The sequence below is a fragment of the Buttiauxella sp. AC038 genome, from assembly GCF_979253565.1.
Map to the genome: position 1 here is coordinate 1,790,961 of NZ_CEEDCQ010000001.1, position 25,533 is coordinate 1,816,493.

General features: G+C 50.9%; 25 protein-coding genes, 1 riboswitch and 1 other annotated feature. Of the genes, 14 read left to right on the top strand and 11 right to left on the bottom strand.

Annotated features, from left to right (window positions below):
• Position 1: 1 nt before the first annotated feature.
• The 3 genes from cpsG (at position 2) to wzzB (ending at position 4,168) form a co-directional block, all read left to right on the top strand.
• Positions 2–1,372: a colanic acid biosynthesis phosphomannomutase CpsG gene (gene cpsG, locus AC0IXI_RS08510; RefSeq protein ID WP_471682252.1), complete on the top strand. Its 1,371-nt coding sequence runs from the start codon at positions 2–4 to the stop codon at positions 1,370–1,372.
• A 146-nt stretch (positions 1,373–1,518) separates the two neighbouring features.
• On the top strand, positions 1,519–2,928 hold the full coding sequence (gene gndA / locus AC0IXI_RS08515; protein ID WP_471682253.1) for an NADP-dependent phosphogluconate dehydrogenase: 1,410 nt from the start codon (positions 1,519–1,521) through the stop codon (positions 2,926–2,928).
• 244 nt (positions 2,929–3,172) lie between these two features.
• Entirely contained in the window at positions 3,173–4,168 is a 996-nt protein-coding gene (gene wzzB, locus AC0IXI_RS08520; protein WP_471682254.1) for an LPS O-antigen chain length determinant protein WzzB, read from the top strand.
• A 57-nt stretch (positions 4,169–4,225) separates the two neighbouring features.
• Here the strand turns inward: wzzB and hisIE are convergent, their stop codons facing one another.
• The 9 genes from hisIE to hisL all read right to left on the bottom strand — a co-directional run bounded on the left by hisIE (position 4,226) and on the right by hisL (position 11,460).
• On the bottom strand, positions 4,226–4,837 hold the full coding sequence (gene hisIE, locus AC0IXI_RS08525) for a bifunctional phosphoribosyl-AMP cyclohydrolase/phosphoribosyl-ATP diphosphatase HisIE (RefSeq protein WP_471682255.1): 612 nt from the start codon (positions 4,835–4,837) through the stop codon (positions 4,226–4,228).
• Positions 4,831–5,607, bottom strand: a complete 777-nt coding sequence (gene hisF, locus AC0IXI_RS08530) for an imidazole glycerol phosphate synthase subunit HisF (protein ID WP_154153373.1) — start codon at positions 5,605–5,607, stop codon at positions 4,831–4,833. Before hisF ends, hisIE begins: the two co-directional genes overlap by 7 nt.
• A complete protein-coding gene (gene hisA, locus AC0IXI_RS08535; protein ID WP_471682256.1) occupies positions 5,589–6,326 on the bottom strand; it encodes a 1-(5-phosphoribosyl)-5-[(5-phosphoribosylamino)methylideneamino]imidazole-4-carboxamide isomerase in 738 nt (245 codons plus the stop codon). The genes hisF and hisA overlap by 19 nt, the downstream gene beginning before the upstream one ends.
• A gap of 5 nt (positions 6,327–6,331) precedes the next feature.
• On the bottom strand, positions 6,332–6,922 hold the full coding sequence (gene hisH / locus AC0IXI_RS08540) for an imidazole glycerol phosphate synthase subunit HisH (protein WP_471682257.1): 591 nt from the start codon (positions 6,920–6,922) through the stop codon (positions 6,332–6,334).
• A complete protein-coding gene (gene hisB, locus AC0IXI_RS08545; protein WP_413498565.1) occupies positions 6,922–7,989 on the bottom strand; it encodes a bifunctional histidinol-phosphatase/imidazoleglycerol-phosphate dehydratase HisB in 1,068 nt (355 codons plus the stop codon). Before hisB ends, hisH begins: the two co-directional genes overlap by 1 nt.
• On the bottom strand, positions 7,986–9,068 hold the full coding sequence (gene hisC / locus AC0IXI_RS08550) for a histidinol-phosphate transaminase (RefSeq protein ID WP_471682258.1): 1,083 nt from the start codon (positions 9,066–9,068) through the stop codon (positions 7,986–7,988). The genes hisB and hisC overlap by 4 nt, the downstream gene beginning before the upstream one ends.
• Positions 9,065–10,372 (bottom strand): histidinol dehydrogenase, encoded by a 1,308-nt coding sequence (hisD, locus tag AC0IXI_RS08555; protein WP_064512166.1) that lies wholly within the window; start codon positions 10,370–10,372, stop codon positions 9,065–9,067. The genes hisC and hisD overlap by 4 nt, the downstream gene beginning before the upstream one ends.
• Positions 10,373–10,376: 4 nt before the next feature.
• The gene (hisG, locus tag AC0IXI_RS08560; RefSeq protein ID WP_471682259.1) at positions 10,377–11,276 is read right to left on the bottom strand and encodes an ATP phosphoribosyltransferase; all 900 of its coding nucleotides are present in this window, start codon (positions 11,274–11,276) and stop codon (positions 10,377–10,379) included.
• Between the two features lie 35 nt (positions 11,277–11,311).
• Positions 11,312–11,434, bottom strand: a sequence feature (His leader region).
• Positions 11,410–11,460 carry a his operon leader peptide gene (gene hisL, locus AC0IXI_RS08565; protein ID WP_208326149.1) on the bottom strand — a complete coding sequence of 17 codons (51 nt, stop codon included), beginning with the start codon at positions 11,458–11,460 and terminating at the stop codon, positions 11,410–11,412. (Overlaps the previous feature by 25 nt.)
• 197 nt (positions 11,461–11,657) lie before the next feature.
• Here hisL and AC0IXI_RS08570 point away from each other — a divergent pair, with 197 nt between their 5' ends.
• The 5 genes from AC0IXI_RS08570 to AC0IXI_RS08590 all read left to right on the top strand — a co-directional run bounded on the left by AC0IXI_RS08570 (position 11,658) and on the right by AC0IXI_RS08590 (position 16,447).
• A complete protein-coding gene (locus AC0IXI_RS08570) occupies positions 11,658–12,485 on the top strand; it encodes an SDR family oxidoreductase (protein ID WP_471682260.1) in 828 nt (275 codons plus the stop codon).
• A gap of 38 nt (positions 12,486–12,523) precedes the next feature.
• Entirely contained in the window at positions 12,524–13,438 is a 915-nt protein-coding gene (locus AC0IXI_RS08575; protein ID WP_471682261.1) for a LysR substrate-binding domain-containing protein, read from the top strand.
• A 139-nt stretch (positions 13,439–13,577) separates the two neighbouring features.
• Entirely contained in the window at positions 13,578–14,876 is a 1,299-nt protein-coding gene (gabT, locus tag AC0IXI_RS08580) for a 4-aminobutyrate--2-oxoglutarate transaminase (RefSeq protein ID WP_064512158.1), read from the top strand.
• A 154-nt stretch (positions 14,877–15,030) separates the two neighbouring features.
• Positions 15,031–15,093 carry a membrane protein YoeI gene (gene yoeI / locus AC0IXI_RS08585; protein WP_115631794.1) on the top strand — a complete coding sequence of 21 codons (63 nt, stop codon included), beginning with the start codon at positions 15,031–15,033 and terminating at the stop codon, positions 15,091–15,093.
• Positions 15,083–16,447, top strand: coding sequence for an APC family permease (locus tag AC0IXI_RS08590; protein WP_064512283.1), 1,365 nt, complete (start codon positions 15,083–15,085; stop codon positions 16,445–16,447). Before yoeI ends, AC0IXI_RS08590 begins: the two co-directional genes overlap by 11 nt.
• A 46-nt stretch (positions 16,448–16,493) precedes the next feature.
• On the opposite strand, the gene sbcB is transcribed toward AC0IXI_RS08590, so the two are convergent.
• Positions 16,494–17,921, bottom strand: coding sequence for an exodeoxyribonuclease I (gene sbcB / locus AC0IXI_RS08595; protein WP_471682262.1), 1,428 nt, complete (start codon positions 17,919–17,921; stop codon positions 16,494–16,496).
• 264 nt (positions 17,922–18,185) lie between these two features.
• Between sbcB and dacD the strand changes: the two genes are divergently transcribed.
• The 4 genes from dacD to AC0IXI_RS08615 all read left to right on the top strand — a co-directional run bounded on the left by dacD (position 18,186) and on the right by AC0IXI_RS08615 (position 21,702).
• Positions 18,186–19,352, top strand: a complete 1,167-nt coding sequence (dacD, locus tag AC0IXI_RS08600) for a serine-type D-Ala-D-Ala carboxypeptidase DacD (RefSeq protein ID WP_064512154.1) — start codon at positions 18,186–18,188, stop codon at positions 19,350–19,352.
• A 205-nt stretch (positions 19,353–19,557) separates the two neighbouring features.
• Positions 19,558–20,028 (top strand): DNA gyrase inhibitor SbmC, encoded by a 471-nt coding sequence (sbmC, locus tag AC0IXI_RS08605; protein WP_134185476.1) that lies wholly within the window; start codon positions 19,558–19,560, stop codon positions 20,026–20,028.
• A gap of 88 nt (positions 20,029–20,116) precedes the next feature.
• Complete coding sequence (locus tag AC0IXI_RS08610) at positions 20,117–21,175, top strand: FUSC family protein (protein WP_064512130.1); 1,059 nt, start codon at positions 20,117–20,119, stop codon at positions 21,173–21,175.
• A gap of 206 nt (positions 21,176–21,381) precedes the next feature.
• A complete protein-coding gene (locus tag AC0IXI_RS08615) occupies positions 21,382–21,702 on the top strand; it encodes a DUF496 family protein (protein WP_064512128.1) in 321 nt (106 codons plus the stop codon).
• A gap of 133 nt (positions 21,703–21,835) precedes the next feature.
• Here the strand turns inward: AC0IXI_RS08615 and AC0IXI_RS08620 are convergent, their stop codons facing one another.
• On the bottom strand, positions 21,836–22,696 hold the full coding sequence (locus AC0IXI_RS08620; RefSeq protein WP_422568320.1) for a GHMP family kinase ATP-binding protein: 861 nt from the start codon (positions 22,694–22,696) through the stop codon (positions 21,836–21,838).
• A gap of 160 nt (positions 22,697–22,856) precedes the next feature.
• Positions 22,857–23,028: riboswitch (cobalamin riboswitch) on the top strand.
• A gap of 158 nt (positions 23,029–23,186) precedes the next feature.
• Here AC0IXI_RS08620 and AC0IXI_RS08625 point away from each other — a divergent pair.
• Positions 23,187–24,569, top strand: a complete 1,383-nt coding sequence (locus AC0IXI_RS08625) for a cobyrinate a,c-diamide synthase (RefSeq protein WP_471682263.1) — start codon at positions 23,187–23,189, stop codon at positions 24,567–24,569.
• Positions 24,566–25,525, top strand: coding sequence for an adenosylcobinamide-phosphate synthase CbiB (cbiB, locus tag AC0IXI_RS08630; protein ID WP_471682264.1), 960 nt, complete (start codon positions 24,566–24,568; stop codon positions 25,523–25,525). Before AC0IXI_RS08625 ends, cbiB begins: the two co-directional genes overlap by 4 nt.
• Positions 25,526–25,533 lie beyond the last annotated feature (8 nt).

The following is a 25,533-nucleotide window of genomic DNA, read 5'->3' on the forward strand; positions in this document are numbered from 1 at the left end:
TATGACTAATTTAACCTGTTTTAAAGCCTACGACATTCGCGGCAAGCTGGGCGAAGAGCTGAATGAAGAGATTGCCGAACGCATTGGCCGCGCCTATGGCGAGTACCTGAAACCGAAAACCATTGTGCTGGGCGGCGATGTGCGCCTGACCAGCGAAGCGCTCAAGCTGGCGCTGGCAAAAGGGCTGCAGGATGCGGGTGTGGACGTGCTGGATATCGGCCTGTCCGGCACCGAGGAAATCTATTTTGCTACCTGGCATCTGAATGTGGACGGCGGCATTGAAGTGACCGCCAGCCATAACCCGATGGACTACAACGGCATGAAACTGGTGCGCGAAGGGGCTCGCCCGATTAGCGGCGACACCGGCCTGCGTGATGTACAGCGCCTGGCGGAAGCCAACGACTTCCCGCCGGTGGACGCGGTAAAACGCGGCAGCTACCAGAAAGTTTCGGTGGTGGAGTCGTACATCGACCATCTGTTCTCGTACATCAACGTCAAAAACATCAAGCCGCTGAAACTGGTGATTAACTCCGGTAACGGTGCGGCGGGCCCGATTGTTGATGCCATCGAAGCACGCTTTAAGGCACTCAACGTGCCGCTGACGTTCATCAAAGTACACAACCAGCCTGATGGCAACTTCCCGAACGGTATCCCGAACCCGCTGCTACCGGAGTGTCGCGACGATACCCGCAACGCGGTGATTGAACATGGCGCGGATATGGGCATCGCCTTTGACGGCGATTTCGACCGCTGCTTCCTGTTCGATGAGAAAGGGCAGTTTATCGAAGGCTATTACATCGTCGGCCTGCTGGCGGCGGCATTCCTTGAAAAACAGCCGGGAGCGAAGATTATTCATGACCCGCGCCTGTCGTGGAACACGGTGGATATCGTTGAGCGCGCAGGCGGCACGCCGGTGATGTCGAAAACCGGTCATGCGTTTATCAAAGAGCGTATGCGCCAGGAAGACGCCATCTACGGCGGTGAAATGAGCGCCCACCACTATTTCCGTGATTTTGCTTACTGCGACAGCGGGATGATCCCGTGGCTGCTGGTGACCGAGTTGCTGTGCCTGAAAGGGAAAACCCTTGGCGAGCTGGTGCGTGACCGTATGGCGGCGTGGCCGGCGAGCGGGGAAATCAACAGCAAGCTGGCGGACCCGAAAGTCGCGATTGCGCGTGTGCAGCAGCACTTTGCGCCGCACGCGCAGGAAGTGGACCACACCGACGGCGTGAGCATGGCGTTTGCGGACTGGCGCTTTAACCTGCGCAGTTCAAATACCGAGCCGGTGGTGCGCCTGAATGTGGAATCGCGTAATAACATCGCGCTGATGGAAGAAAAAACAGAAGAAATCCTGAAACTGTTGCGACAGTAAGGTTTGACTATATTGAATGATAGTTCATCAGTAGGTGGGCATTGTTGATCAAACTCTACCCACACCCTACAAACCTGAGTTAACATCAAGACAACATTAGTACGGCGTTGAAGTCGTAGTAACCTTCCAAAAGACAGGAGTTTGTAATGTCCAAACAGCAGATCGGCGTCGTTGGTATGGCAGTGATGGGGCGCAACTTAGCGCTCAACATCGAAAGCCGTGGCTATACCGTTTCCGTGTTCAACCGTTCAGGCGATAAAACTGAAGAAGTTATCGCTGAGAATCCGGGCAAGAAGCTGGTTCCTTATTACACAGTTCAAGAGTTTGTTGAATCTCTGGAAACTCCTCGTCGTATTTTATTAATGGTTAAGGCAGGCGAAGCCACGGACAAAACCATTGATTCCTTGAAGCCTTATCTTGATAAGGGTGACATTCTTATCGATGGTGGTAATACCTTCTATCACGATACCATTCGTCGTAATCGTGAACTGTCTGCGGAAGGGTTTAACTTTATTGGTACAGGTGTTTCTGGTGGTGAAGAAGGTGCTTTAAAAGGCCCATCTATCATGCCTGGCGGTCAGAAAGAAGCCTACGAACTGGTTGCACCAATTCTTAAGCAGATTGCAGCAGTTGCAGAAGACGGCGAACCATGTGTTGCTTATATCGGTGCTGATGGCGCTGGTCATTATGTGAAAATGGTTCACAACGGTATTGAATATGGTGACATGCAGCTTATTGCTGAAGCCTATTCACTGCTTAAAAATGGCCTGAATCTGTCCAATGAAGAGTTGGCAACAACCTTTACTGACTGGAACAAAGGCGAACTAAGCAGCTACCTGATTGACATCACTAAAGACATCTTCACTAAAAAAGATGAAGAAGGTAACTACCTGGTTGATGTGATTCTTGATGAAGCTGCGAACAAAGGTACGGGCAAGTGGACTAGCCAAAGCTCGCTGGATCTCGGTGAGCCACTGTCGCTTATCACTGAATCTGTGTTCGCGCGTTATATCTCTTCATTAAAAGAGCAACGTGTTGCTGCATCTAAGGTACTGAGTGGCCCACAGGTTAAACCATTTGCTGGTGATAAAGCTGAGTTCTCCGAGAAAGTGCGTCGTGCATTGTATCTGGGCAAGATCGTTTCTTACGCTCAGGGCTTCTCACAACTGCGTGCTGCTTCTGAAGAGAATAACTGGGATCTCAACTACGGAGAGATTGCTAAGATTTTCCGTGCGGGTTGTATTATTCGTGCGCAATTCTTGCAGAAAATCACTGATGCATATGCTGAAAATCCAGCGATTGCAAACTTGCTGTTGGCGCCATACTTCAAGCAAATTGCTGACGAATATCAGCAAGCACTGCGTGACGTAGTTTCTTATGCGGTCCAAAATGGTATTCCAGCACCGACTTTCTCTGCCGCTATCTCTTACTACGATAGCTATCGTTCAGCGGTTCTGCCTGCCAACCTGATTCAGGCGCAGCGCGACTACTTTGGTGCGCATACTTACAAACGCACTGATAAAGAAGGTGTGTTCCATACGGAATGGCTTGAATAATCATTTTCTTAATAATAAATGCTTACTTAAGCGGCCCTTTACAGGGCCGCTTTTTTTCGGATTAACCGACTAGTTTTCTCGATTGAACATGATACAGTTAGAAAATAAGCGGTAACACAAAATTAACACAAGTGAAAATAGATATTGTTTTTGAACAAAATTCCTATTTTTCAATTATATATTTCATCTACACTTATGTTGTGCGCTTAATTAAATGAATGTGACTACTTTCTCTAGGGTAAACATGAACCAAGATTACAATAATGCGGGCAAAAACCACATTGCTGAACCAATGGAATCTATTGATTTAATTGATATTTTAATGCAGTTATGGAAGGGTAAAGTTACCATAATCGCTTTTGCTGTCGCAGCTATAATCCTTGCTGTTATCTATCTTTTCGTTGCTAAAGAGAAATGGACTTCTGAAGCTATCATTACGTTGCCGGATTCAGGGCAAATTGCGAACTACAATAACTCAATGAATATTCTGTATAGCCAAAATCCGTCAAGTATTCCGAGTATTGGAGAGATACAGCAGCGTTTCTTTGGCCGGTTTAACTCCGCGTTGTCTGCTTTGTCCGAACAGTTAGACAATCAAGATAAGCCTGAAAAACTGACGATTGAAGAATCGGTAAAAGGCCAGCCTGTTCCACTGAAAGTGAGCTATGTTGCAACCACTGCGGGTGAGGCACAAAAAACACTCACCAACTACATTCAGCAAATTAATAAACGCATTGTTACCGAGCTTGATGATGACTTGCAGACCAGTATCAATTCTAAAGTTGAAGATCTGAAAGTCGATTTGGCAACCAAAGAGAAAATTGCTCAAGAGAAGAAAGACAAGCGTCTGGAGATCCTGAATCAGGCATTGATAGTTGCGCAGCAATCCAACATCAAAAACACCCTGGTTCAGCAGGCTGAAACGCTGTCTGAAGACACATTGTTTGTATTGGGTAGTGATGCGCTTTCATCCACCATTAAGAATGAAGCGACGCGTCCACTGCCGCTGGATGAGTCTTACTTCAGCGCTCGTCAAACTTTGTTAGCGATCAATGCGTTGAAGTCTAAACCAGATACTACATACGCCTTCCGCTATGTAATGAAACCAAGCTTGCCAATTCGCCGTGATAGCCCGAAAAAAGGACTGACATTAGTCTTGGGTGCTCTGGTTGGCTTGATTCTAGGGGCTGGTGTTGTCCTTGGACGTAACGCACTGCGTAACTACAAGCCAATTGTGTAAGACTTGTCTAGATGTGAATAAGGCCGCTTTCGCGGCCTTTTTCACATCAAAGCAAACTTACTTATGCCTTTCCCGCAAATTCTCAATCACCGCGCTCAAATCCAAATCCTGATCCTGCAGTAACACCAGCAGGTGATACACCAAATCCGATGCCTCATTCTTCAGTTCAAAACGGTCATTAACTGTTGCCGCCAGCGCAGTTTCCACGCCTTCCTCACCGACTTTCTGCGCAATACGCTTGGTTCCACTCGCATACAACTTCGCGGTATACGAACTCTCAGGGTCGGCAGCTTTGCGTGATGCCAGCAGTTCCTCAAGTTGGTACAGGAAGTGCCAGTCGTGGTGGGTATCACCAAAGCAGCTTGAGGTACCTAAATGGCAGGTTGGGCCAATTGGGTTTGCCAGAACAAGAAGCGTGTCGTTATCACAGTCTGGCGCGATTTTCACGACATTCAGGAAATTGCCGGAGGTTTCACCTTTGGTCCACAAACGCTGTTTCGTGCGAGAGAAGAAGGTGACTTTTCCGCTATCGATGGTTTGCGCCAGAGCTTCTGGGTTCATATATCCCAGCATCAATACTTCACCAGATTTCGCATGCTGGACGATGACCGGCATCAGGCCATCGGTTTTTTCCCAGTCCAGTTGAGCTTGTTGTTCTGTTGTTAGCACACTCTTATCTCCACGCCTTGCTGAGCCAGATAAAGTTTCAGCTCACCAATATTAATAATTTGCTTGTGGAACACTGAGGCTGCCAGCGCACCATCAACATCTGTATCACGGAAAGCTTCGAGGAAGTGTTCCATGGTTCCCGCGCCACCAGAGGCAATCAGTGGCACGTGGCAAACTTCACGTATTTTCTTTAATTGCTCCAGGTCGTAACCGTTACGCACGCCATCCTGGTTCATCATGTTCAGAACGATTTCCCCGGCCCCACGTTTTTGTACTTCCTGCACCCAATCTGCCGTTTCCCACTTGGTGACACGCGTGCGGCTTTCGTCGCCGGTATATTGGTTGACGTGATATTTCCCGGTTTCGCAATCATTCCAGGTATCAATGCCGACCACAATACACTGCACACCAAAACGTTCAGCCAGGCGGGTAATCAGTTCAGGGTCAGCCAGAGCGGGGGAGTTGATTGAAATCTTATCCGCGCCAAAAGAGAGAATCTGTGCGGCGTCTTCAATCGACTTGATGCCACCGGCCACGCAGAATGGAATATCAATAACTTCTGCCACTCGTGACACCCAGCTTTTATCAACCACACGGCCATCGCTCGATGCGGTGATATCGTAGAACACCAGTTCGTCTGCACCTTCGGCGGCGTATCGTTGCGCTAGTGGGACGATGTCACCAATGATTTCATGGTTGCGGAATTGCACACCTTTGACGACTTGCCCGTCGCGTACATCCAGGCAAGGAATTATCCGTTTTGCCAGCATGAGATTGCCTCCGTTACGTTGAATTTCCCTTCCAGCAGTGCACGCCCAACAATCACGCCTTGAACGCCTGTTCCGCGTAAAGCGGCGATATCATCGATATCACCAATGCCACCGGAGGACTGGAACGCCACCTGTGGGAAACGCGCGCAAACTTCTTCATACAGCGACACGTTAGAACCTGCCAGTGTTCCGTCGCGTGAAATATCGGTGCACAACACATGTTTGAGCCCGACGGGCAGGTATATTTCCACCAGTTCTTCCAATGAAACACCAGAGTTCTCTTGCCAGCCGCTGACAGCGACGTGTTTATTGCCTTGTTCGTCAATGCGCACATCAAGTGCTAACACCAGTGCATCAGCACCAAAGCGGGTAAACCAGCCTTTGACAACCTCGGGTGATTTCACCGCCGTTGACCCGACGACAACACGTGCAACACCTGCTTCAAGTAGTGCGGCAACATCTTCTTCAGTACGAACACCACCACCCACTTGCACGGGAACTTTCACACCCGCAACCAGCGTTTTAATCAGTGGGATCTGGCGTTTGGCAGGGTCTTTTGCGCCGGTTAAATCGACCAGATGCAGCACTTGCGCACCTTGCGCTTCGTACTCTTGCAGCCGCGGCAACGGGTCGTTGCCGTAATCGCGTTGCTGGCCATAGTCCCCCTGATGAAGGCGCACCACTGTGCCGTCAATTAAATCGAGAGCAGGAATAATCATGGTGCTTACATCTCCAGGAAGTTTTTCAGTAATTTCGCGCCAGCAGCACCCGAGCGCTCCGGGTGGAACTGCACGCCAAAGAAATTATCTTTTTGCACGGCAGCGGTGAAAGCTTCACCGTAGCTTGCCTGCGCGATGGTGTTTGCACATACCGGCATCGCATAGCTGTGCACAAAGTAAAAATAATCACCATCGTCAATGCCACGGAACAAGCGGTCACCGGCTTTGGGATAGACGCGGTTCCAGCCCATATGCGGCAAAGGCAAACCATGGTCGGTCATTTTCAGCACCGGCTGCGCGATGATGCCGAGCATGTCGATACCGTTGCTTTCGTCACTGCGCGAACCCAGCAATTGCATACCTAGGCAAATGCCCAGCACGGGTTGCGTACAGGCTTTAATCAGATCGATAAGGTCGCGCTCACGAATCTGATCCATCGCCGCTTGTGCTGTTCCTACACCCGGTAAAAAGAGTTTATCGGCGCGTAGCACCACATCAGGATCGCGGCTCACCAGTGGCTCGTAGCCGTGACGCTGGATTGCTGAGCTCACCGAGTGCAGGTTGGCGCATCCTGTGTCCAGAATCACCACGTTCATTACAACACTCCTTTTGAGGAGGGCAGCGTGTCGCCTTCAACTTTGATAGCCTGGCGCAACGTGCGACCAAAGACTTTAAACAGGCTTTCGACACGGTGGTGGTCGTTTTTGCCTTTGGTTTTCAGGTGCAGCGTCACACCCATGGTGTAAGAAAGCGAACGGAAGAAGTGTTCAACCATCTCGGTGCTTAAATCGCCGACACGCTGGAAGTTATACTCGGCTTTATATTCCAGGTGCGGGCGGCCAGAAATATCCAGCGCACAACGGGCCAGGCATTCGTCCATCGGCAAAGTGAAGCCGAAACGGGTAATGCCACGTTTATCGCCCAGCGCGATTTTCAACGCTTCACCCAGCGCCAGACCCGTGTCTTCAACCGTGTGGTGGTCGTCGATGTAGAGGTCGCCTTTCACGCTGATATCCATACGGAAGCCGCCGTGGGTGGCAATCTGGTCCAGCATATGGTCGAAGAAACCCACGCCAGTGTTAATTTTGCTGCCACCTTCACGGTCGAGCCAGACTTGCACGTCGATTTGCGTCTCTTTGGTGGCGCGTTCAACATGGGCATAACGGTCACGTTTAGTCAGTTGTTCACTGATGGTCGGCCAGTTCAGCGTTTCGCCGTGGTAGCGTAAACCCTGAATACCCATATTTTCAGCCAGTTCGATATCGGTCGCACGGTCGCCAATCACATAACTGTTTGGCTTATCAAGCACGCCTTCTTCCAGATAACCCTTCACCATGGCAATTTTTGGTTTACGGCATTCACAGTTGTCAGTCGGCAAGTGCGGGCAAATTAGCACATCATCAAAGTTGACGCCCTGCGAGGTAAACACTTGCATCATCAGGTTGTGTGGGCCGTCGAAATCCGCTTGCGGGAAGCTCTCGGTGCCTAAACCGTCCTGATTGGTGATCATGACCAGCTTGTAGCCTGCTTTTTGCAATTGCAGCAGGGCTGGGATCACCGCTGGCTCAAAGGCCAGTTTGTCCATCCGGTCCACCTGGTAATCTGAAGGTGGTTCAGAAATTAAAGTGCCGTCACGGTCGATAAAAAGAATTTTCTGGCTCACACGCCCTCCGTGGCCGTCAGGCCTGGTTGTTCACGCAGCGCTGCAATAGTGCGCTCGCATTCTAAACGGGTGCCAACGGTTATCCGCAGGCAGCCGCTTAACGATGGTTGTTTATTTTGGTCACGTAGGATAATGCCCTGATCCCACAGAGATTTAAATACAGCACTTGAAGCGGTGATGCGCGCCAGAACATAGTTGGTTTCTGAGTCGAAAACTTGCTCTACGCAACCCACTTCCTGAAGTGCTGTGACCAGGTACTGGCGATTCAACAGAACTTGCGCCACGCGCTCGCGCATTGCGTTAATACCCTGCGGGCTTAACGCTTGAGCGGCAATATCCGCGACCGGGGTCGAAAGCGGGTAAGGGGCGATGACTTTCATCAGCAAATTGATCACTTCTTCATTTGCCAGCGTAAAGCCACAGCGCAGGCCAGCCAGCGCAAAAGCTTTGGATAGCGTGCGCAGCACCACAAGGTGCGGATACTCATTCAACCAGCCAGCGAGCGTCGCCTGCGGGCAAAACTCGATATAGGCTTCATCCGCCACCACTAAGGCTTTACCGCGAGCCATTTCCAGCAATACGCGCAAATCTTGCGGATTGATTAACTGCCCCGTTGGGTTATTCGGGCTGCAAACGTAAATGACTTTTACGCCTTCAATGTTCTCCGCAATTGCCGGTAAATCGAGCTGCCAGTCTGCCAGTGTGGGTACGACGCGGCATTCCACGTTGAAGGCTTCGCAGCTTACGCTGTACATACCGTAAGTTGGCGGGCAGTAGAGAACGGCATCTTTGCCCGGCTCGCAGAATGCGCGGATCAACAGTTCAATACCTTCGTCTGCGCCACGGCTGACCAGCACTTGCTCAGATTTCACGCCTGCGTATTCGGCGTAACGTTCGATGACCAGTTTTGGCTGGCATTCCGGGTAACGGTTCAGCGTCTGTTGCGTCAGTTCGTACTCAACCGCGGTTGGATATTCATTCGCGTTCAGCCACACATCACCATTGCCACCCAGGCGGCGAGCCGACTGGTAAGGGGTCAGGGCGCGAACGTTCTCACGGGCTAACTCTTCAATGCTCATGCTTGCTCCTTAAGTGCTGCAACACGCAGGGTAACGGCGTTTTTGTGGGCATCCAGCAACTCAGCGGCGGCCAGAGTTTCAATCGTTTTCGCAAGGCTTGCGAAACCTTGTGGTGAGAGTTCCTGAACCGTCATGCGTTTCTGGAAATCAGCCAGTCCAAGGCTTGAACACGTTGAGGTATAACCGTACGTCGGCAGCACGTGGTTAGTCCCGGAAGCGTAGTCGCCAGCCGATTCCGGTGACCAGTCACCGAGGAACACGGAACCTGCACTGGTGATGCTATCGACCAGCTCACGGGCGTTGCGGGTCTGAATAATCAGGTGTTCCGGGCCGTACTGGTTGGAGATTTCAATGCATTGCTCGAGGTCGCGAGCAATAATCAGGCGGCTGCTTTCCAGCGCTTTGCGAGCGGTTTCAGCACGCGGCAGAGCGGCTAACTGGCGCTCAACGGCTTCGGCGACGGCTTGCGCCATATCTGCATCCGGCGTTAACAGAATCACTTGTGAGTCCGGGCCGTGTTCGGCCTGTGAAAGCAGGTCCGATGCCACGAAGTCAGGCGTTGCACCGCTATCGGCGATGACTAACACTTCGGAAGGGCCTGCTGGCATGTCGATGGCCGCACCATCAAGGCGTTGGCTGACCTGGCGTTTGGCTTCGGTAACAAACGCGTTGCCTGGCCCGAAGATCTTATCCACTTTCGGGATGCTTTCGGTGCCCAGCGCCAGTGCAGCAATGGCCTGCGCACCGCCGACCTGAAACACTTCCTGCACGCCACACAGTTGCGCGGCATACAGAATTTCATCGGCAATCGGTGGCGGTGAGCACAGCACCACTTTTTTGCAGCCTGCGATACGGGCAGGCGTGGCAAGCATCAATACGGTTGAAAACAGCGGTGCGGAACCGCCAGGAATATAAAGGCCAACAGAGGCAACCGGGCGCGTAACTTGCTGGCAGCGCACGCCTGGCATCGTTTCGATATCAACAGTTGGCAGTTGCTGAGCAACGTGGAATTTTTCGATATTCGCAACAGCAACGGCCATCGCCTCTTTTATCTCTGGCCCCAGGCGCGCGACGGCAGCGGTAATTTCCTGCTCGCTGACCTTCAGTTGCTGCACATCGGTTTTATCGAACTTTGCGCTGTATTCGCGCAATGCAGCATCACCTTTAGCTTTCACATTATTCAGGATGTCAGCGACCGTGCGGGTGATGCTTTCCGATGCGGAAATCGCCGGACGGGTCAGCAAAGCCTGCTGTGCGGCTTCATCGCACTCATTCCAGTTAATCAACGTATTGAAGTTTGCCATGGTGTTACTCCATCATCTTCTCAATTGGTAACACCAGAATTGAACTGGCACCCAGCGCTTTGAGTTTCTCCATGGTTTCCCAGAACAGCGTTTCGCTGCTCACCATGTGCATTGCTACACGCTGTTGATCCCCTGCCAGCGGCAGAATGGTTGGGCGTTCAGCACCTGGCAGCAGAGCAATAATCTCATCCAGACGCTCGCTTGGCGCATGCAACATAATGTATTTCGATTCACGCGCCTGAATCACGCCCTGAATACGGGTCATCAGTTTGTCGATGAGCTGTTGCTTGGCTTCAGGCATTTCACCGTCGCGTTGAATAAGGCAGGCTTTGGAGCGGTAAATCACTTCAACTTCACGCAGGCCGTTGGCTTCAAGAGTTGCGCCAGTGGAAACCAGGTCACAAATGGCATCCGCCAGACCCGCACGTGGAGCCACTTCAACAGAACCGTTTAACAGGCAGGATTTAAACTGCACACCTTTGCCATCAAGGTAACGCTTCAACAGGTGAGGGTAAGAAGTCGCGATACGCTTATTGTTCAGACTGGCAGGGCCATCCCAAGGTTCATCAACAGAAATCGCCAGAGAGAAGCGGCAACCACCGAAATCCAGACGACGCAGCGTGAAATAACGTGGGTCCTCGCCCTGAGCGCGGCGCGTTAGCAACTCTTCTTCCAGCACGTTCTCGCCGATAATGCCCAGATCCACCACACCGTCCATAATCAGCCCAGGAATATCGTCATCACGAACACGCAGAATATCGATAGGCATGTTTTCTGCTAACGCAATCAGGCGCTGAGTATGCAGGTTGATTTTTATGCCACAGCGCGCGAGCAATTCGCGTGAATCATCGCTTAAACGGCCTGATTTCTGAATAGCTATGCGTAAACGTGTGTTGTCTAACATTGATGGTTTCCCCTAATTAATTCTTGTCTGACGTCCAAAAAAAGCCCCCGGAAGAAATCTTCCGGGGGCTTATTGACTCGTTCATGCACCACTGGAAGATTTTTCTGTCTCCCAGCACACATCGCCTGAAAGACTAGTCAGGATGATGGTGATGATGGTGGATAGCAGTTTGAACGCGTGTCATAAAATTCTCGTATGAATGTTTATTCATGATGTGCTTTTAACGTAAACCATATGCAGTGCCTTGTGCAAGGGCTTTTTACCCCGCCAATTAATATTCTGTTTAGTGCCATTGATTGTCAGTTGTCGTAACGTGGCGTAGCCTTAATGAAGGGCTAAAAAGCACAGCAGAGAGATATGCTGTAATCCAGGAGAGAAGGCATGAAAAAGGTTGCGATTGTCGGGTTAGGGTGGCTGGGAATGCCACTGGCGATGTCATTGTCAGCGCGTGGCTGGCAAGTGACAGGAAGTAAAACCACCCTTGATGGTGTCGACGCCGCAAGAATGAGTGGAATTGACAGTTATCAGTTGCAACTGACTCCTGAACTGGTTTGTGACAGCGACGATCTGGATGCACTGCTGGATGCGGATGCATTAGTGATAACGCTGCCCGCTCGTCGTACTGGCGAAGGCGACGATTTTTACCTGCAGGCGGTACAAGAAATTGTTGATAGCGCTCTGGCTCATAATATTCCGCGTATTATTTTTACCAGCTCCACGTCTGTGTATGGTGAAGCTGAAGGCAGCGTGAAAGAAACTTCGCCGCTTGAGCCCGTTACCGCCAGTGGGCGGGTGCTAAAAGAGCTGGAAACCTGGCTGCATGATTTGCCTGGTACTTCGGTAGATATTCTGCGTCTTGCGGGTTTGGTTGGGCCGGAACGCCATCCTGGGCGTTTTCTGGCAGGAAAAACCGACGTGGTAAATGGCGCTCATGGAGTCAATCTGGTACACCTTGAAGATGTTATTTCAGCAATTACGCTGTTGCTACAGGCTCCGAAAGGCGGGCACATCTATAATTTATGTGCGCCAGCTCACCCAACGCGTGCCGAGTTCTACTCTTTGATGGCACGACAGATGAATTTAGACGCACCCCTTTTTCGCACTGAAACGCAAAATGGCCACGGTAAGCTGGTGGATGGCAACCGTATTTGCAATGAACTTGGGTTTGAATATCAGTATCCAAACCCGCTGGTAATGCCCATGCAGTAACCGCTGTGGGGTGTTGCTCGTGACTTTCAGGAACGAGTATGAAACCACTGCTGGATGTACTGATCATTCTCGATACCCTCGATAAAGAAGGGAGCTTTGCTGCGGCGGCAACAAAGCTCTTTAAAACGCCTTCCGCACTCAGTTACACCGTTCAAAAACTCGAAAACGATCTCAACATTCAAATTCTCGACCGTTCAGGGCATCGCGCGCGTTTTACGCGAACGGGTCTGCTTCTTCTGGAAAAAGGGCGCGAAGTTCTGCATACGGTGCGCGAACTGGAACAGCAGGCAATCAAACTTCATCAGGGATGGGAAAACGAACTGGTGATTGGCGTTGATGACTCTTTCCCATTCTCCTTACTGACACCACTTATTGAAGCTTTCTACAAAAGTTATAGCGTGACGCGGCTGAAATTCATCAACGGCGTGCTGGGTGGTTCGTGGGAAGCGCTGACTGAAGGCCGGGCCGATATTATTGTTGGCGCTATGAGCGACCCACCATCGTTGAGCGGTTTTGGTTTTACGCTGCTTGGTCAGCTTGAAAGTATCTTTGTTATTGCACCTCATCACCCACTTGCTGAAGCTGAAGAACCACTCACTCGCCGGGTTATCAAACGCAGTCGTGCAGTCGTCGTTGGCGACACATCGCGTCTTGAGCCGTCACGTTCGATGCATTTACTCGAAGAACAAGATGCCATCACCGTTTTTGATTTCAAAACCAAACTTGAGCTGCAAATCAGCGGCATTGGCTGTGGTTACGTTCCCCGTTACATGGCGCAACGTTTTATCGAAAGTGGCGTACTGGTGGAAAAGCAGGTTGTTTCCCATGTGCCTTTTGTTCCGGTATGGATTGGCTGGAACGAACAGACTGCCGGGCTTGCCAGTGAATGGTGGCGAGAGCAAATCGTCAACAGTCCCGAAATCGCGCTGGTATACGGAACTGCGCAAAAATAATGCTTTTGGGTGAGTGGCAGAGCGCCTGGCTCACATCTATTGTTTAAAGTGGCTCGTTATTTCTTCTGAATATGTCTTCGCGTTTAAATTTTCTTCTCTGCGTTGTTTTGCGGAGTTTTTTTGCACGCAAGGAGTCTGTATGAAGCAAACCAATCAGCAATGGCAGTCGCGGCGTGAACAGGCGGTTCCTCATGGGGTCGGCAATGCACTGCCGGTATACATCGAAAAAGCGAAAAATGCCGAATTATGGGATGTTGAAGGCAAACGCTATATCGATTTTGCCTCGGGTATTGCGGTGCTAAATACCGGGCATAATCACCCCGCAGTCATTGATGCGGTGCGTCAACAACTTGAAAAATTTACCCATCCTTGTTTCCAGGTGACCCCTTACGGCAACTACATCGAGCTTGCCGAACGGCTCAACAAACTGGTGCCGATAAGCGAACCGTGCCAGACGCTGTTCCTTACCACGGGTGCCGAGGCGGTTGAAAATGCCATTAAAGTGGCACGTATTGCGACGGGGCGTTCGGCCATCATCGCATTTCGTGGGGCCTTCCACGGTCGGACCTTACTGGGCATGGCGCTAACGGGCAAAGTGCAGCCGTATAAAAAGGGCTATGGTCCATTCCCGGCAGGCATTTATCACGCCCCTTATCCGGCGGCCTATCTTGGCGTGAGTGACACGCAGGCGCTGGCGTCATTGGCGGGTATTTTTGCTGCTGATGTTTCGCCAGACGAAGTCGCCGCGATCATTATTGAGCCAGTGCAAGGGGAAGGGGGCTTCTATGCCGCGTCGCCTTCCTTTATGAAGCAACTGCGTGCGTTGTGCGATAAGCACGGCATCGTTCTGATTGCAGATGAAATCCAAAGTGGTTTCTGCCGCACTGGTAAAACCTTCGCAATTGAACATAGCGAGGTGGAGCCGGATCTCATCACCATGGCAAAAAGCCTGGCAGGCGGCTTCCCACTTTCAGCGCTCGTTGGCAAAAAATCGCTGTTCGATAAGGCGATGCCAGGTGGTCTTGGTGGCACCTATGCAGGCTCACCTGTGGCCATTGCAGCGGCGCTTGCGGTTACTGATGTTATTGAGCAAGAAAACCTCAATCAAAAAGCACAGGAAATTGGTGAGCTCATTACCCATCGTTTGCATGAGATGGCCGAGCAATTTGACTGTATTGGTGATGTGCGTGGTTATGGCGCCATGATTGCAATGGAGCTGGTGGAAGCACGCGATAGCCACCGCCCAAATAAAGAGTTAACACAGGAACTTGTGAAAGAAGCAGGCAAAAAAGGTTTGGTATTGCTGTCATGTGGAGTGAGAGCGAATGTCATTCGTTTTCTCGTCCCGTTAACGGCTGAAAAAGAAATTGTTAATGAAGGCCTCAATATCTTGTCATCCTGCCTCGAATTGGTGCAAAATACGCGCCTCACTAAATGAGAACAAAAAACCGACGTTAAACGCGTCGGTTATTTTTTTGCATTAAGTTCTAGTAGTCAAACAGGCATCCGCCAAAAAAACCAAGAGGCCGGGCTTCGTACCGGATAGATACTAGCTTTTAAAAAACGACAGTCGTGTCGCCGAGGAAATTCAGATGGGGCAGCTTTTTGCTTTTGCGCAGGTATTCGCCGTTTGGGGGAATGACCATGTCGCTTAACGTCACCGCAGGTGCAAAATCTCGTGTTGAACTCCGTAAGAGCCTGACGCTCATTCCGGTTGTTATGATGGGCCTTGCTTATATGCAGCCTATGACCTTGTTCGATACATTTGGGATTGTATCTGGCCTTACCGACGGACATGTCGCTACGGCTTACGCGTTTGCCCTTGTGGCAATTTTGTTCACCGCGTTAAGTTATGGAAAGCTAGTACGCCGCTTCCCATCAGCGGGTTCCGCCTATACCTACGCTCAAAAAGCAATCCACCCAGTGGTTGGCTTTATGGTGGGTTGGTCTGCCTTGCTTGATTATCTGTTTATGCCGATGATCAACATCCTGTTGGCGAAAATCTATTTTGAAGCCCTGGTGCCGTCTATCCCGTCGTGGATTTTCGTGGTGCTGCTGGTTGGCTTTATGACTATCTCCAACCTGCGCGGCATCAAAACCGTGGCTAACTTCAACAGCCTTATTGTTGTGCTGCAAATGATCGTCATGGTGGTCATCACCGGTCTGGTTATTTACGGTGTGGCAAATGGTGAAGGTGCGGGCACATTAACCAGTACTCGTCCGTTCTGGTCGGAACACGCGAATGTGGTGCCGATGATTACCGGAGCGACCATTCTGTGCTTCTCATTCCTCGGTTTTGACGGCATTAGCTCGTTGTCTGAAGAAACCAAAGATGCAGGCCGCGTCATCCCGAAAGCGATTTTCCTGACTGCCCTGATTGGCGGCGTGATCTTCGTTGTGGTGTCCTACTTCCTGCAATTGTACTTCCCGGATATCTCCCGCTTCCACGATCCGGACGCGTCACAGCCAGAAATCATGCTCTTCGTGGCAGGTAAAACCTTCCAGTTTGGCATCCTGATTTTCTCCTGTGTTACCGTTCTGGCGTCAGGTATGGCGGCACATGCGGGCGTTTCTCGCCTGATGTATGTGATGGGTCGAGACGGTGTGTTCCCGGAGCGCTTCTTCGGCTACATCCACCCGAAATGGCGTACCCCGGCACTGAACGTGGTACTGGTCGGTATCATCGCGCTGTTTGCGATTAAGTTTGACCTGGTAACAGCAACCGCGCTGATTAACTTTGGTGCGCTGGTGGCGTTTACCTTCGTTAACCTGTCAGTGATTTCCCAGTTCTGGATTCGTGAAGGGCGCAACAAGTCCATAAAAGATCACATCAACTATTTGGTGCTGCCAATTTGTGGCGCGCTGACAGTGGGTGCGTTGTGGATTAACCTGGAAGAAAGCTCGATGATTCTGGGTCTGATTTGGGCAGCCATCGGCCTGACCTATCTGGCCTTCGTGACTCGTCGCTTCCGTAACCCGGTTCCACAATTCAACGAAGATTTAGCGTAACAGCTAAATACGAAAAAGGCCGCGAAAGCGGCCTTTTTGCTATCTATTACCCTACCAAAAACTGCGCGTACTCAAACAGCTCCTTAAGCAACGCCGTCTTTTCCTTGTCCCCTTCATGCAGGTTATACAGCGCCTCCAGTTCTTGCGCGTAGGCTTGCAACGCTTCCTGAGACAACACATCACGGCGGTGTTCTAACCAACGCTGTTGTTCTGCTTCATCCAGTGTTCCTGGGAAATTACGAGCGCGATAGTTAAACAACAGCTTTTCAATGCGTTTATCGGCGAAAGTAATATCCAGAGCAGGCAGATTTTGCGGATCGGTTTGCAGCACAATGCGCATCGCCGCGCGGTCAGCATCGCTGAAAAAGCCGTTATAAAGCTGCGCATCAACATTATCAGACGGTACAAAAGGCTCGGCTTCAGCAAAGATAGCCACAGCTTTTTCACGCACCACAGGGTGCTCGCGCAGTAACTTCAGGTTATCCAGGCAACGCTTACGATCGATTCCTAACCGTTCGGCATCTTCCGGGCGCAACGTATTTGCCACCGCCAGTACCGGACATTTATTCAGATGAACCAGTTTGATTGGTACGGCTGCGGCATCGCCCAGTGAGGTTTTCGGGGTATATAAGCGTTCGCGTAACAAATCGGCGTCCAGTTCCAGTAGTGGTGAAATATCACCTGCTAAATCGACCATTATCACCGCATTTTTGTTATCCGGGTGCCAGGCCAGCGGCGCAATCCAACTGGTGTTGCCACGCCATGCGCCGAACATCCCGGAAACATGCACCAGTGGTTTCATCTGCGGAATATCAATCAGCGTGTTGAGCTTGTGCTTAGAACGATGGCTGTAGAGGTACTCAAACAAGCGCGGCTGGCGTGTTTTGACTAATTGCGCCATGGCGATAGTGGCATACACATCTGACATCGCATCGTGCGCATTCGCATGTTCAATGCCATTGGCTTTGGTCAGGTGCTCGAGGCGAAAACTCGGCAGCCCCTCTTCGTTTTCAGGCCAGATAATTCCTTCTGGGCGCAGCGCGTAACAGGCGCGCATCACATCGAGTAAATCCCAACGAGAATTATCGTTCTGCCAGCTCCAGCCATAAGGATCGTAGAAATTACGGTAAAAAATATTACGCGTAACTTCATCATCGAATCGCACGTTGTTGTAACCGATCACGCAGGTTTTCGGCACAGTGAAGATGCTGTGAATGCGCTTTGCAAAATCGGCTTCATTAACACCGCGCGCCAGGGCTTGCTGCGGCGTTATGCCGGTAATCATCACGGCTTCTGGCTGTGGGAGGTAATCATCCGCAGGCTTGCAGTAAAAGACTTCTGGCTCACCGATGACATTGAATTGTTCATCGGTACGAATAGCCGCAAATTGCGCCGGGCGGTCAAGGGATGGGCTTTTGCCGAAAGTTTCATAATCATGAAAGAGGAAGGTCGGTTGTTGCGTTGAATTTTCCACGGTTTACCCCCGCCCTTGAGTGATGTTTAACATACTGTTATTAAACTGAAATCCCACTAAAACTCTCTCCATGTATTCATCATTATTTGCTGGTGCTGCATAACGCCATGGTAAACCATTAACCCGCCGCCTGCACCACCGGGAGAAGTATCCAATCCGGCGAGCAAATTTGATTATTCATAACTTTTTGCAATTTAATTGCGAAAATTATCGCAAACTCCAGTAAAAGAAGCGGCTGAATTTATTGTTACCGAGGGTATATCGTTGAAGATCCGTCTTTTTGCTGTCTGTTCACTGCTGTCATTATCTGCTCACACCGCTTTTGCCGACGATATCTTTGTTAATGCGCCACCACCGCCACAAATCCAGGCGGGTTCATGGGTATTGATGGATTACACCACCGGGCAAATTCTGGCTGCGCAAAATGAACATGTGCGACGCAACCCGGCGAGTCTGACCAAACTGATGACCGGCTATGTAGTGGATCGCGCCATTGATAGCGGGCGTATCTCGGCAAACGATATGGTCACCGTCGGTAAAGATGCCTGGGCGAAAGGGAATCCGGTTTTTGACGGTTCGTCGCTGATGTTTTTGAAAGCCGGTGACCGACTAACGGTACATGATTTAAGCCGCGGGCTGATTATTGATTCCGGGAACGACGCTTGTGTCGCGTTAGCCGATTATGTCGCTGGCGGGCAGCCACAATTTGTGGCGATGATGAATAAATACGTGCAGCAACTGCGACTGCGAGATACCCATTTTGAAACTGTTCACGGTCTTGATGCGCCAGGCCAGCATAGTTCGGCGTACGATTTAGCGGTACTTTCTCGCGCCATTATTCACGGCGAGCCTGATTTTTATCATATGTATAGCGAGCGCAGCCTCACGTGGAATGGTATCACGCAGCAGAACCGCAATGGCCTATTGTGGGATAAAGGGCTGAATGTGGATGGTTTGAAAACCGGCCATACTGCCAGTGCAGGCTTTAACCTTATCGCTTCAAGTGTTGATGGCGAGCGCCGCTTAATTGCAGTTGTAATGGGAGCTGAAAGCCCGAAAGGCCGCGAAGACCAGGCGCGCAAACTGCTACATTGGGGTCAGGATAATTTTGATACTGTGCAGGTGCTGCATAAAGGCAAAAAAATTGGCACCGAAACTGTCTGGTATGGCGACCAAAAGAAAGTTGAAGTCGGCACCAATCAGGATGTCTATCTGGCACTGCCAAAATCGGAAGTTCCAAATATTAAAGCCAAATATGTCCTTGATAACCCGGAGATGGAAGCGCCTGTCGCCGCTAACCAACATGTTGGTGAAATTGAACTGTTTGACCGCGACAAGCTGATTGCACACTGGCCGCTGGTGACGCTAACCGATGTTAAAAAGGGCAGTGCATGGTCGCGATTTAGTGATTATCTGAGCCACAAGCTGTAGTTGCTTAAAATTTTCAACAGGCTGACTTTATGTCGGCCTTTTTTTTCGCCTTTAGTTCTAACCTGTGGTTCTCGTCTGTACTACGATTTATTGGCGAAAAGCGATCTTGCTCGCAAAGTAACCACATCACCCAGCCAAAGGATTGCTTCCCAGTAATAGAGTGGTGTATTTATATACAGTGCTTTTAATCGGGTCAGGAGGTCATATGGAATTTAACGTACAACAAGTTCATGAGCGAAAAGTAGCGGGTTTTCATATGGTAGGGCCGTGGGAAAAAACGGTTCAACAAGGATTTGAGCAACTTTCTCTATGGGTTAAATCTCATAAAGTCGTCGGTGAAGAGTGGCTGGCGGTTTACTACGATAACCCAGATGTTGTACCTGCGGAAAAGCTGCGTTGCGACACGGTTGTTTCTGTTGCGGAAGATTTTACCGTGCCTGAAAACAGTGAAGGTGTCATCACTACACGCATTGAAGCAGGGCAATATGCCGTCGCGCGTGCAAAAGTCGACGACGGCGATTTTGCAAAACCATGGAATCTCTTCTTTGATAGTCTCCTTGCAGATAACCGCTTCCAGTTAACCGGCAAACCTTGCTTTGAGCACTATCTGAATGATGGCTCTGAAAGTGGAGTGTGGGAAGTTGATATGTATATCCCGGTTGCAGATCAAGAGTGAAGCTGAAGGGGGCGTAAGCCCCCTAACTTTGTGATGCCCACACTTAAAAAACAGGTACAATCACGCTTTTGTTTCAGGAGAGCCGGGTGTGCGCCCCGACAAATCACTAAGTCCGTTTGAACTACGCGTTTATCGCAACTACCGAATTGTGCATGGCGTTCGTATCGCGCTGGCATTTGTTCTTACCTTTCTCATAGTTCATCTTCTGAAAGTTCCGGAAGGCACATGGCCATTAATCACTTTAGTGGTGGTGATGGGGCCAATATCCTTTTGGGGAAATGTAGTACCTCGCGCCTTTGAACGTATTGGCGGCACCATTTGTGGCGCAACCATGGGGCTTATTGCGCTAAGGTTGGAGCTGTTTTCTCTGCCGCTGATGCTGGTTTGGTGCGCTTTTGCGATGTTTATTTGCGGTTACCTGGCGCTGGGGAAACGCCCGTATCAGGCTCTGCTGATTGGTATTACCCTCGCAGTCGTAGTGGGTGCACCGGCTGGTGATATGGAAATTGCGTTGTGGCGCAGTGGTGATGTTATCTTCGGATCATTACTCGCAATGCTATTTACCAGTATTTATCCGCAGCGTGCGTTTATCCACTGGCGCATTCAAATGGCGAATTTCGTCACCGCCTTTGGTCGGGTTTATAACGCAGGTTTTTCTCCGAACTTGCTGGAGCGCCCGCGTTTGGAAAAACATCTGCATCAGGTGTTGACCGATGTAGTGAAAATGCGCGCACTGATTGGGCCGAGCAGCAAAGAAACGCACATCCAGAAATCTATTTTCGAAGCGATACAAACTGTCAGCCGTAATATGGTGTGCACGCTTGAGCTGCAAATCAATGCTTACTGGGCTTCCCGAGAGAGCCATTTCCTGATGATCAATGCTCATACTCTGCGTGATACTCAGCAGATGACGCAACGCACACTCGCTGCGATTGCCCATGCATTGCATGACGGTAACCCATCACCGATTTCTGCTAATAACGAAAAGCTGACCGAGATCGTCAGCGAATTGCGCCAGCTCATGCAGGAAGGGGGAAATGGGAAACTTCAGGAAACCCCAATTCACGGTTATGTCTGGTTGAGTCTGGAGCTTGCTCGTCAACTGGAATTACTCTCGCAGTTGATCTGCCGCGCGTTACGTAAATAATTGCGGGGTGCGGAGCGAATTGCTGGTTTCGATTCAGCACCAATTGAGGTTAAGATAGCGAAAGAGACTAATCGCCTGTACTGTTTGGCTATAGAGCCCGGAACGGACGGGGATAAAAGAATTGTCAGCGGCCGCCGCTACCATTAAGGTAATCTTATGGCGGTTGTCTTAACGAATCCGAGTATGAAATTAGCAGGGGTATAAAAATGGAACCAACTAAACCTTCTTTCCAGGACGTGCTTGAGTTTGTGCGTCTGTTCCGTCGTAAAAACAAACTGCAGCGTGAGATTCAGGACGTTCAGAAAAAGATCCGTGATAACTCAAAACGTGTTCTGCTTCTTGATAACCTGAGTGACTACATTAAGCCAGGTATGAGCATTGAAGCTATTCAGGGCATCATTGCCAGCATGAAAACCGACTACGAAGACCGTGTTGATGATTACATCATCAAGAATGCTGAACTGTCTAAAGAGCGTCGTGAAATTTCCAAAAAACTGAAAGTGATGGGTGAAATCAAACCCGAGTAAATTTACCCGCCATACTTCGAGCTGCCTCTGCCTTGGCTGTGTTCACTTGCCGCCTTGATGCAACTTGAATTATTTAGGGAAATTAGTGTTAATTGTGAAAACCGCCGATTCGGCGGTTTTTTTTCGCAAGAACTTAACGCACGCCGCCTGCAATCGTCTTCACCAGATGTTGCTGCGGATAAGGCACATCAATAGCGAACTGATTAATCTGCCAGAGTAATTTCCCAACATCATGCTTACTGGTATCAAGCATCAACCCCACAGCACTCCCGCTGTGCGCCACGTTCACACCGAATAAATCAAACTCTTCAACTAGCGCTAACAGCTGCGAAAACATCGGTTTTGGCAGTAACGCCTGGCTGGCGATCGCGCTTTGCGTGGCGGCTTCTCCCAACAAGCGAGGCTCTTGCATCTTGCAACTTTGTTGCAAGCGAAGCCACGCGTCATCAAGTACTGCGGCATGGCTAATTAACGCAGATTCGCGCTGATGACGACGGTAGTCCTCAGTCAGAATCGTGGTATCACTTTCAAGCAACAGGATATCCATAGCTGGCGCGGCCTGGCAGCTAAACTGAGTTTGCGCATTCAGGTGGGAGAAAAGCGTCGGCAAAACAAAAATCGTGCTGTCGGTCGGTTCAATGTTTACACATAAAGCCGCAAGGGTGGATTCGCTGAGCGTTTCACCCAAATACCGGGCGGTCGCCACTGCCGTTGCGGCAATATCTGCGGTGCTGCTCGCAAGGCCTTTACCTACGGGGATCGTGGACTCGAGAGCGGTGCTCAGGCTCTCTGATAATGCAGCGGGGTGACCAAAATACGCCACCACCTGTTCCAGTATCTGGCGCATACGCGGGCGCTCAGTTGGTTTTTTTGCACCATCACGCACTTCAACGGTGCTAAACCAGTCTATCGGGCAGGACACCAGTTTTTCGCTGCCGCTAATCCATCCCTGAATAAATTCCCCACAAGATGCCGGGCAGCTCGCTTCAGCCATCTTTTGGGCAACGCTCATTTATGCTGGGATTCATTATTTCATTACCTCAGGGCTTAAAAAATCAGTAAAAATTGTTATAGCGCAACACTCAATATCTATTAGCTTTTACACTGTGCCAGCTTTTACATATTCACGTGCATGATAATTTGAGAATCATGCACGATACAACTGACTCGTTTATGCCATGTGTGACACATGGCTGGGAAGGGGGTGAAACTCCCCCGCAGCCCCCGCTGCTGTGATGCCGACGAACCCGCGTAACCACTGATCTTTGATTGGGAAGGGCGGATGAGGATGAAGCTAAGCCAGAAGACCGACTCGTCAGAATACTTTTGATACTTCAACTTGCAGAGCCTTGCCTGCACTGCGAATTATCTGGACTCACAACAACTCCTTCGGTGGGAAGCCAGTTGTCATCAGATGCGTGCAGCCGCAAGGTGCGCGCACGTGCTGACATCCGCATTTTGCCGAAGTAAGTAAAAAGGCAATTATGGCAGGGGCAGCGAAACACGCATTCGTCATTGCAGGAACCAGCAGCGGCTGTGGCAAAACTACCGTCACGCTCGGGCTGCTCCGTGCCCTCATGCTGCGCGGTCTGCGCGTTCAACCTTTCAAAATCGGCCCCGATTACCTCGACAGCGGCTGGCACAGTGCTGTGTCCGGCATTGCCTCACGCAATCTCGATGCATTCATGCTGCCCACTCCAACCCTTAACGGTCTGTTTGCAAAACAAATGCAGCACGCTGATGTCGCCGTTATCGAAGGCGTGATGGGGCTGTACGACGGTTACGGAACGGACCCCAACTATTGCAGCAGCGCGGCTATGGCAAAACAGCTCGGTTGCCCGGTGATTTTGCTGGTAGATGGCAAAGCTGTGTCCACGTCCATTGCTGCCACAGTCCTGGGTTTCCAGCGCTTTGACCCCACGCTTAACATTGCCGGAGTCATACTTAATCGCGTTAATAGCGATAGCCATTATCAGTTGCTTGCCGATGCGATTACCCGATATTGCGGGCTACCGGTGTTGGGGCGAGTACCCGTTATGGCCGATGTCGCTTTACCCTCGCGCCACCTTGGTCTTGTTCCGGCACAAGAACACTCCCCGCAAGATGAACGCTGGCAGCGCCTGGCGCAGCAGCTTGAAGAAACTGTGGATATTGACCGCCTGCTGGCGTTATCTCACCTAAATTCTCTGCCGCACGGCGAAGCTCCCGCGATTGCTGACGAAGCCTTAGCGCATGGGCTAACCGTTGCCGTTGCCGAAGACGAAGCCTTCAACTTTTACTACCCGGATAACCTCGACATGCTCGAGCAGGCCGGGGTGAAAATCCAGCGTTTCAGCCCGTTGCATGACTCCCGACTCCCCGACAGCCAGATGATCTGGCTCGGCGGCGGTTACCCCGAAGTCCATGGCGCAAAACTTGCTGCCAATTCCGCCATGCGTGAGTCCTTGCGTGAAGCGCATCAACGCCGCATTCCGCTGTATGCCGAATGTGGCGGGTTGATGTATCTGGGTGAATCTTTGACTGACGGCAATGATGAAACCCATGCCATGTGTGGCGTGCTGCCAGGCCACAGCCAGATGGGCAAACGGCTAACACGTTTCGGTTACTGCGAAGCCACGGCATTACACGACACGTTACTTGCCAAAAAAGGCGAAACCCTGCGCGGGCACGAATTCCATTATTCAGATTTCAGCGGCTCATTACCCGCAGCTCTCGATTGTTGCAAATGGCGCGATGGTGTTGCTATTTCGCGCTGGCAGGGCGGTTTTCAGCATCATGCGACCTTTGCAAGTTACCTGCATGTTCATTTCGCTCAACGTCCATCATTACTCAATCGCTGGTTAGCACTTGCGAGGAACCACCTATGACACTCCTTGCGTGGGCTGTTGCGTGGTTACTGGATTATTGGCTCGGTGACCCGCATCACTGGCCCCATCCGGTGCGTTGGATTGGCAATCTCATCAGCTTTATGCAGCGCCAGATACGCCGGTGCTGCAAAAGCGACCGTGCACTGAAAATCGGCGGCGGTGTGTTATGGCTGGTTGTGGTGGGCACGACCTGGGGTGTGAGTTGGGGAGTATTGCACCTCGCAAACCAGGTATCTGTGTGGCTCGGCTGGTTGGTTGAGGTGTGGATGATTTACACCGTGCTTGCCGCCCGTTGCCTGGGGGATGCAGCAATGGAGGTTTACCGCGCCTTAAAAGACGGCACGCTGGCTGAAAGCCGCGAGAAATTATCCTGGATAGTCGGGCGCGACACCTCGCAACTTGAGCGCCCGCAAATCACCCGCGCGGTGGTAGAAACCGTCGCTGAAAACAGCGTTGATGGCGTGATTGCACCGCTGTTTTTCTTAATGCTGGGCGGCGCACCGCTGGCCATGGCCTACAAAGCGGTTAACACCCTTGATTCAATGGTGGGTTACAAAACTGAAAAATACCGCGCTATCGGTATGGTCAGCGCTCGCCTTGACGACGTCGCCAACTTTATTCCAGCACGCCTGAGCTGGCTGCTGTTAAGCATCTCGGCCTGGTTCGTGCGAGCTGATTTTAGACGCGCATTGCACATCGGCTGGCGCGACCGCTATCAGCACAGCAGCCCGAACTGCGCCTGGCCTGAGGCCACGGTTGCCGGTGCGCTGGGTATCCGCCTGGGCGGGCCGAACACCTATTTTGGCGAACGGGTAGAAAAACCCTGGATGGGTGATGAACGGCGCGGCATCGCGCTCGACGATATTACCCGCACCATTCAACTCATGATGTTGGCCTCACTGCAAGCTTTGCTGCTGTTCGCCGCATTGCGCGCACTCGCGCTTGGCACCGCTTAAGGACACCC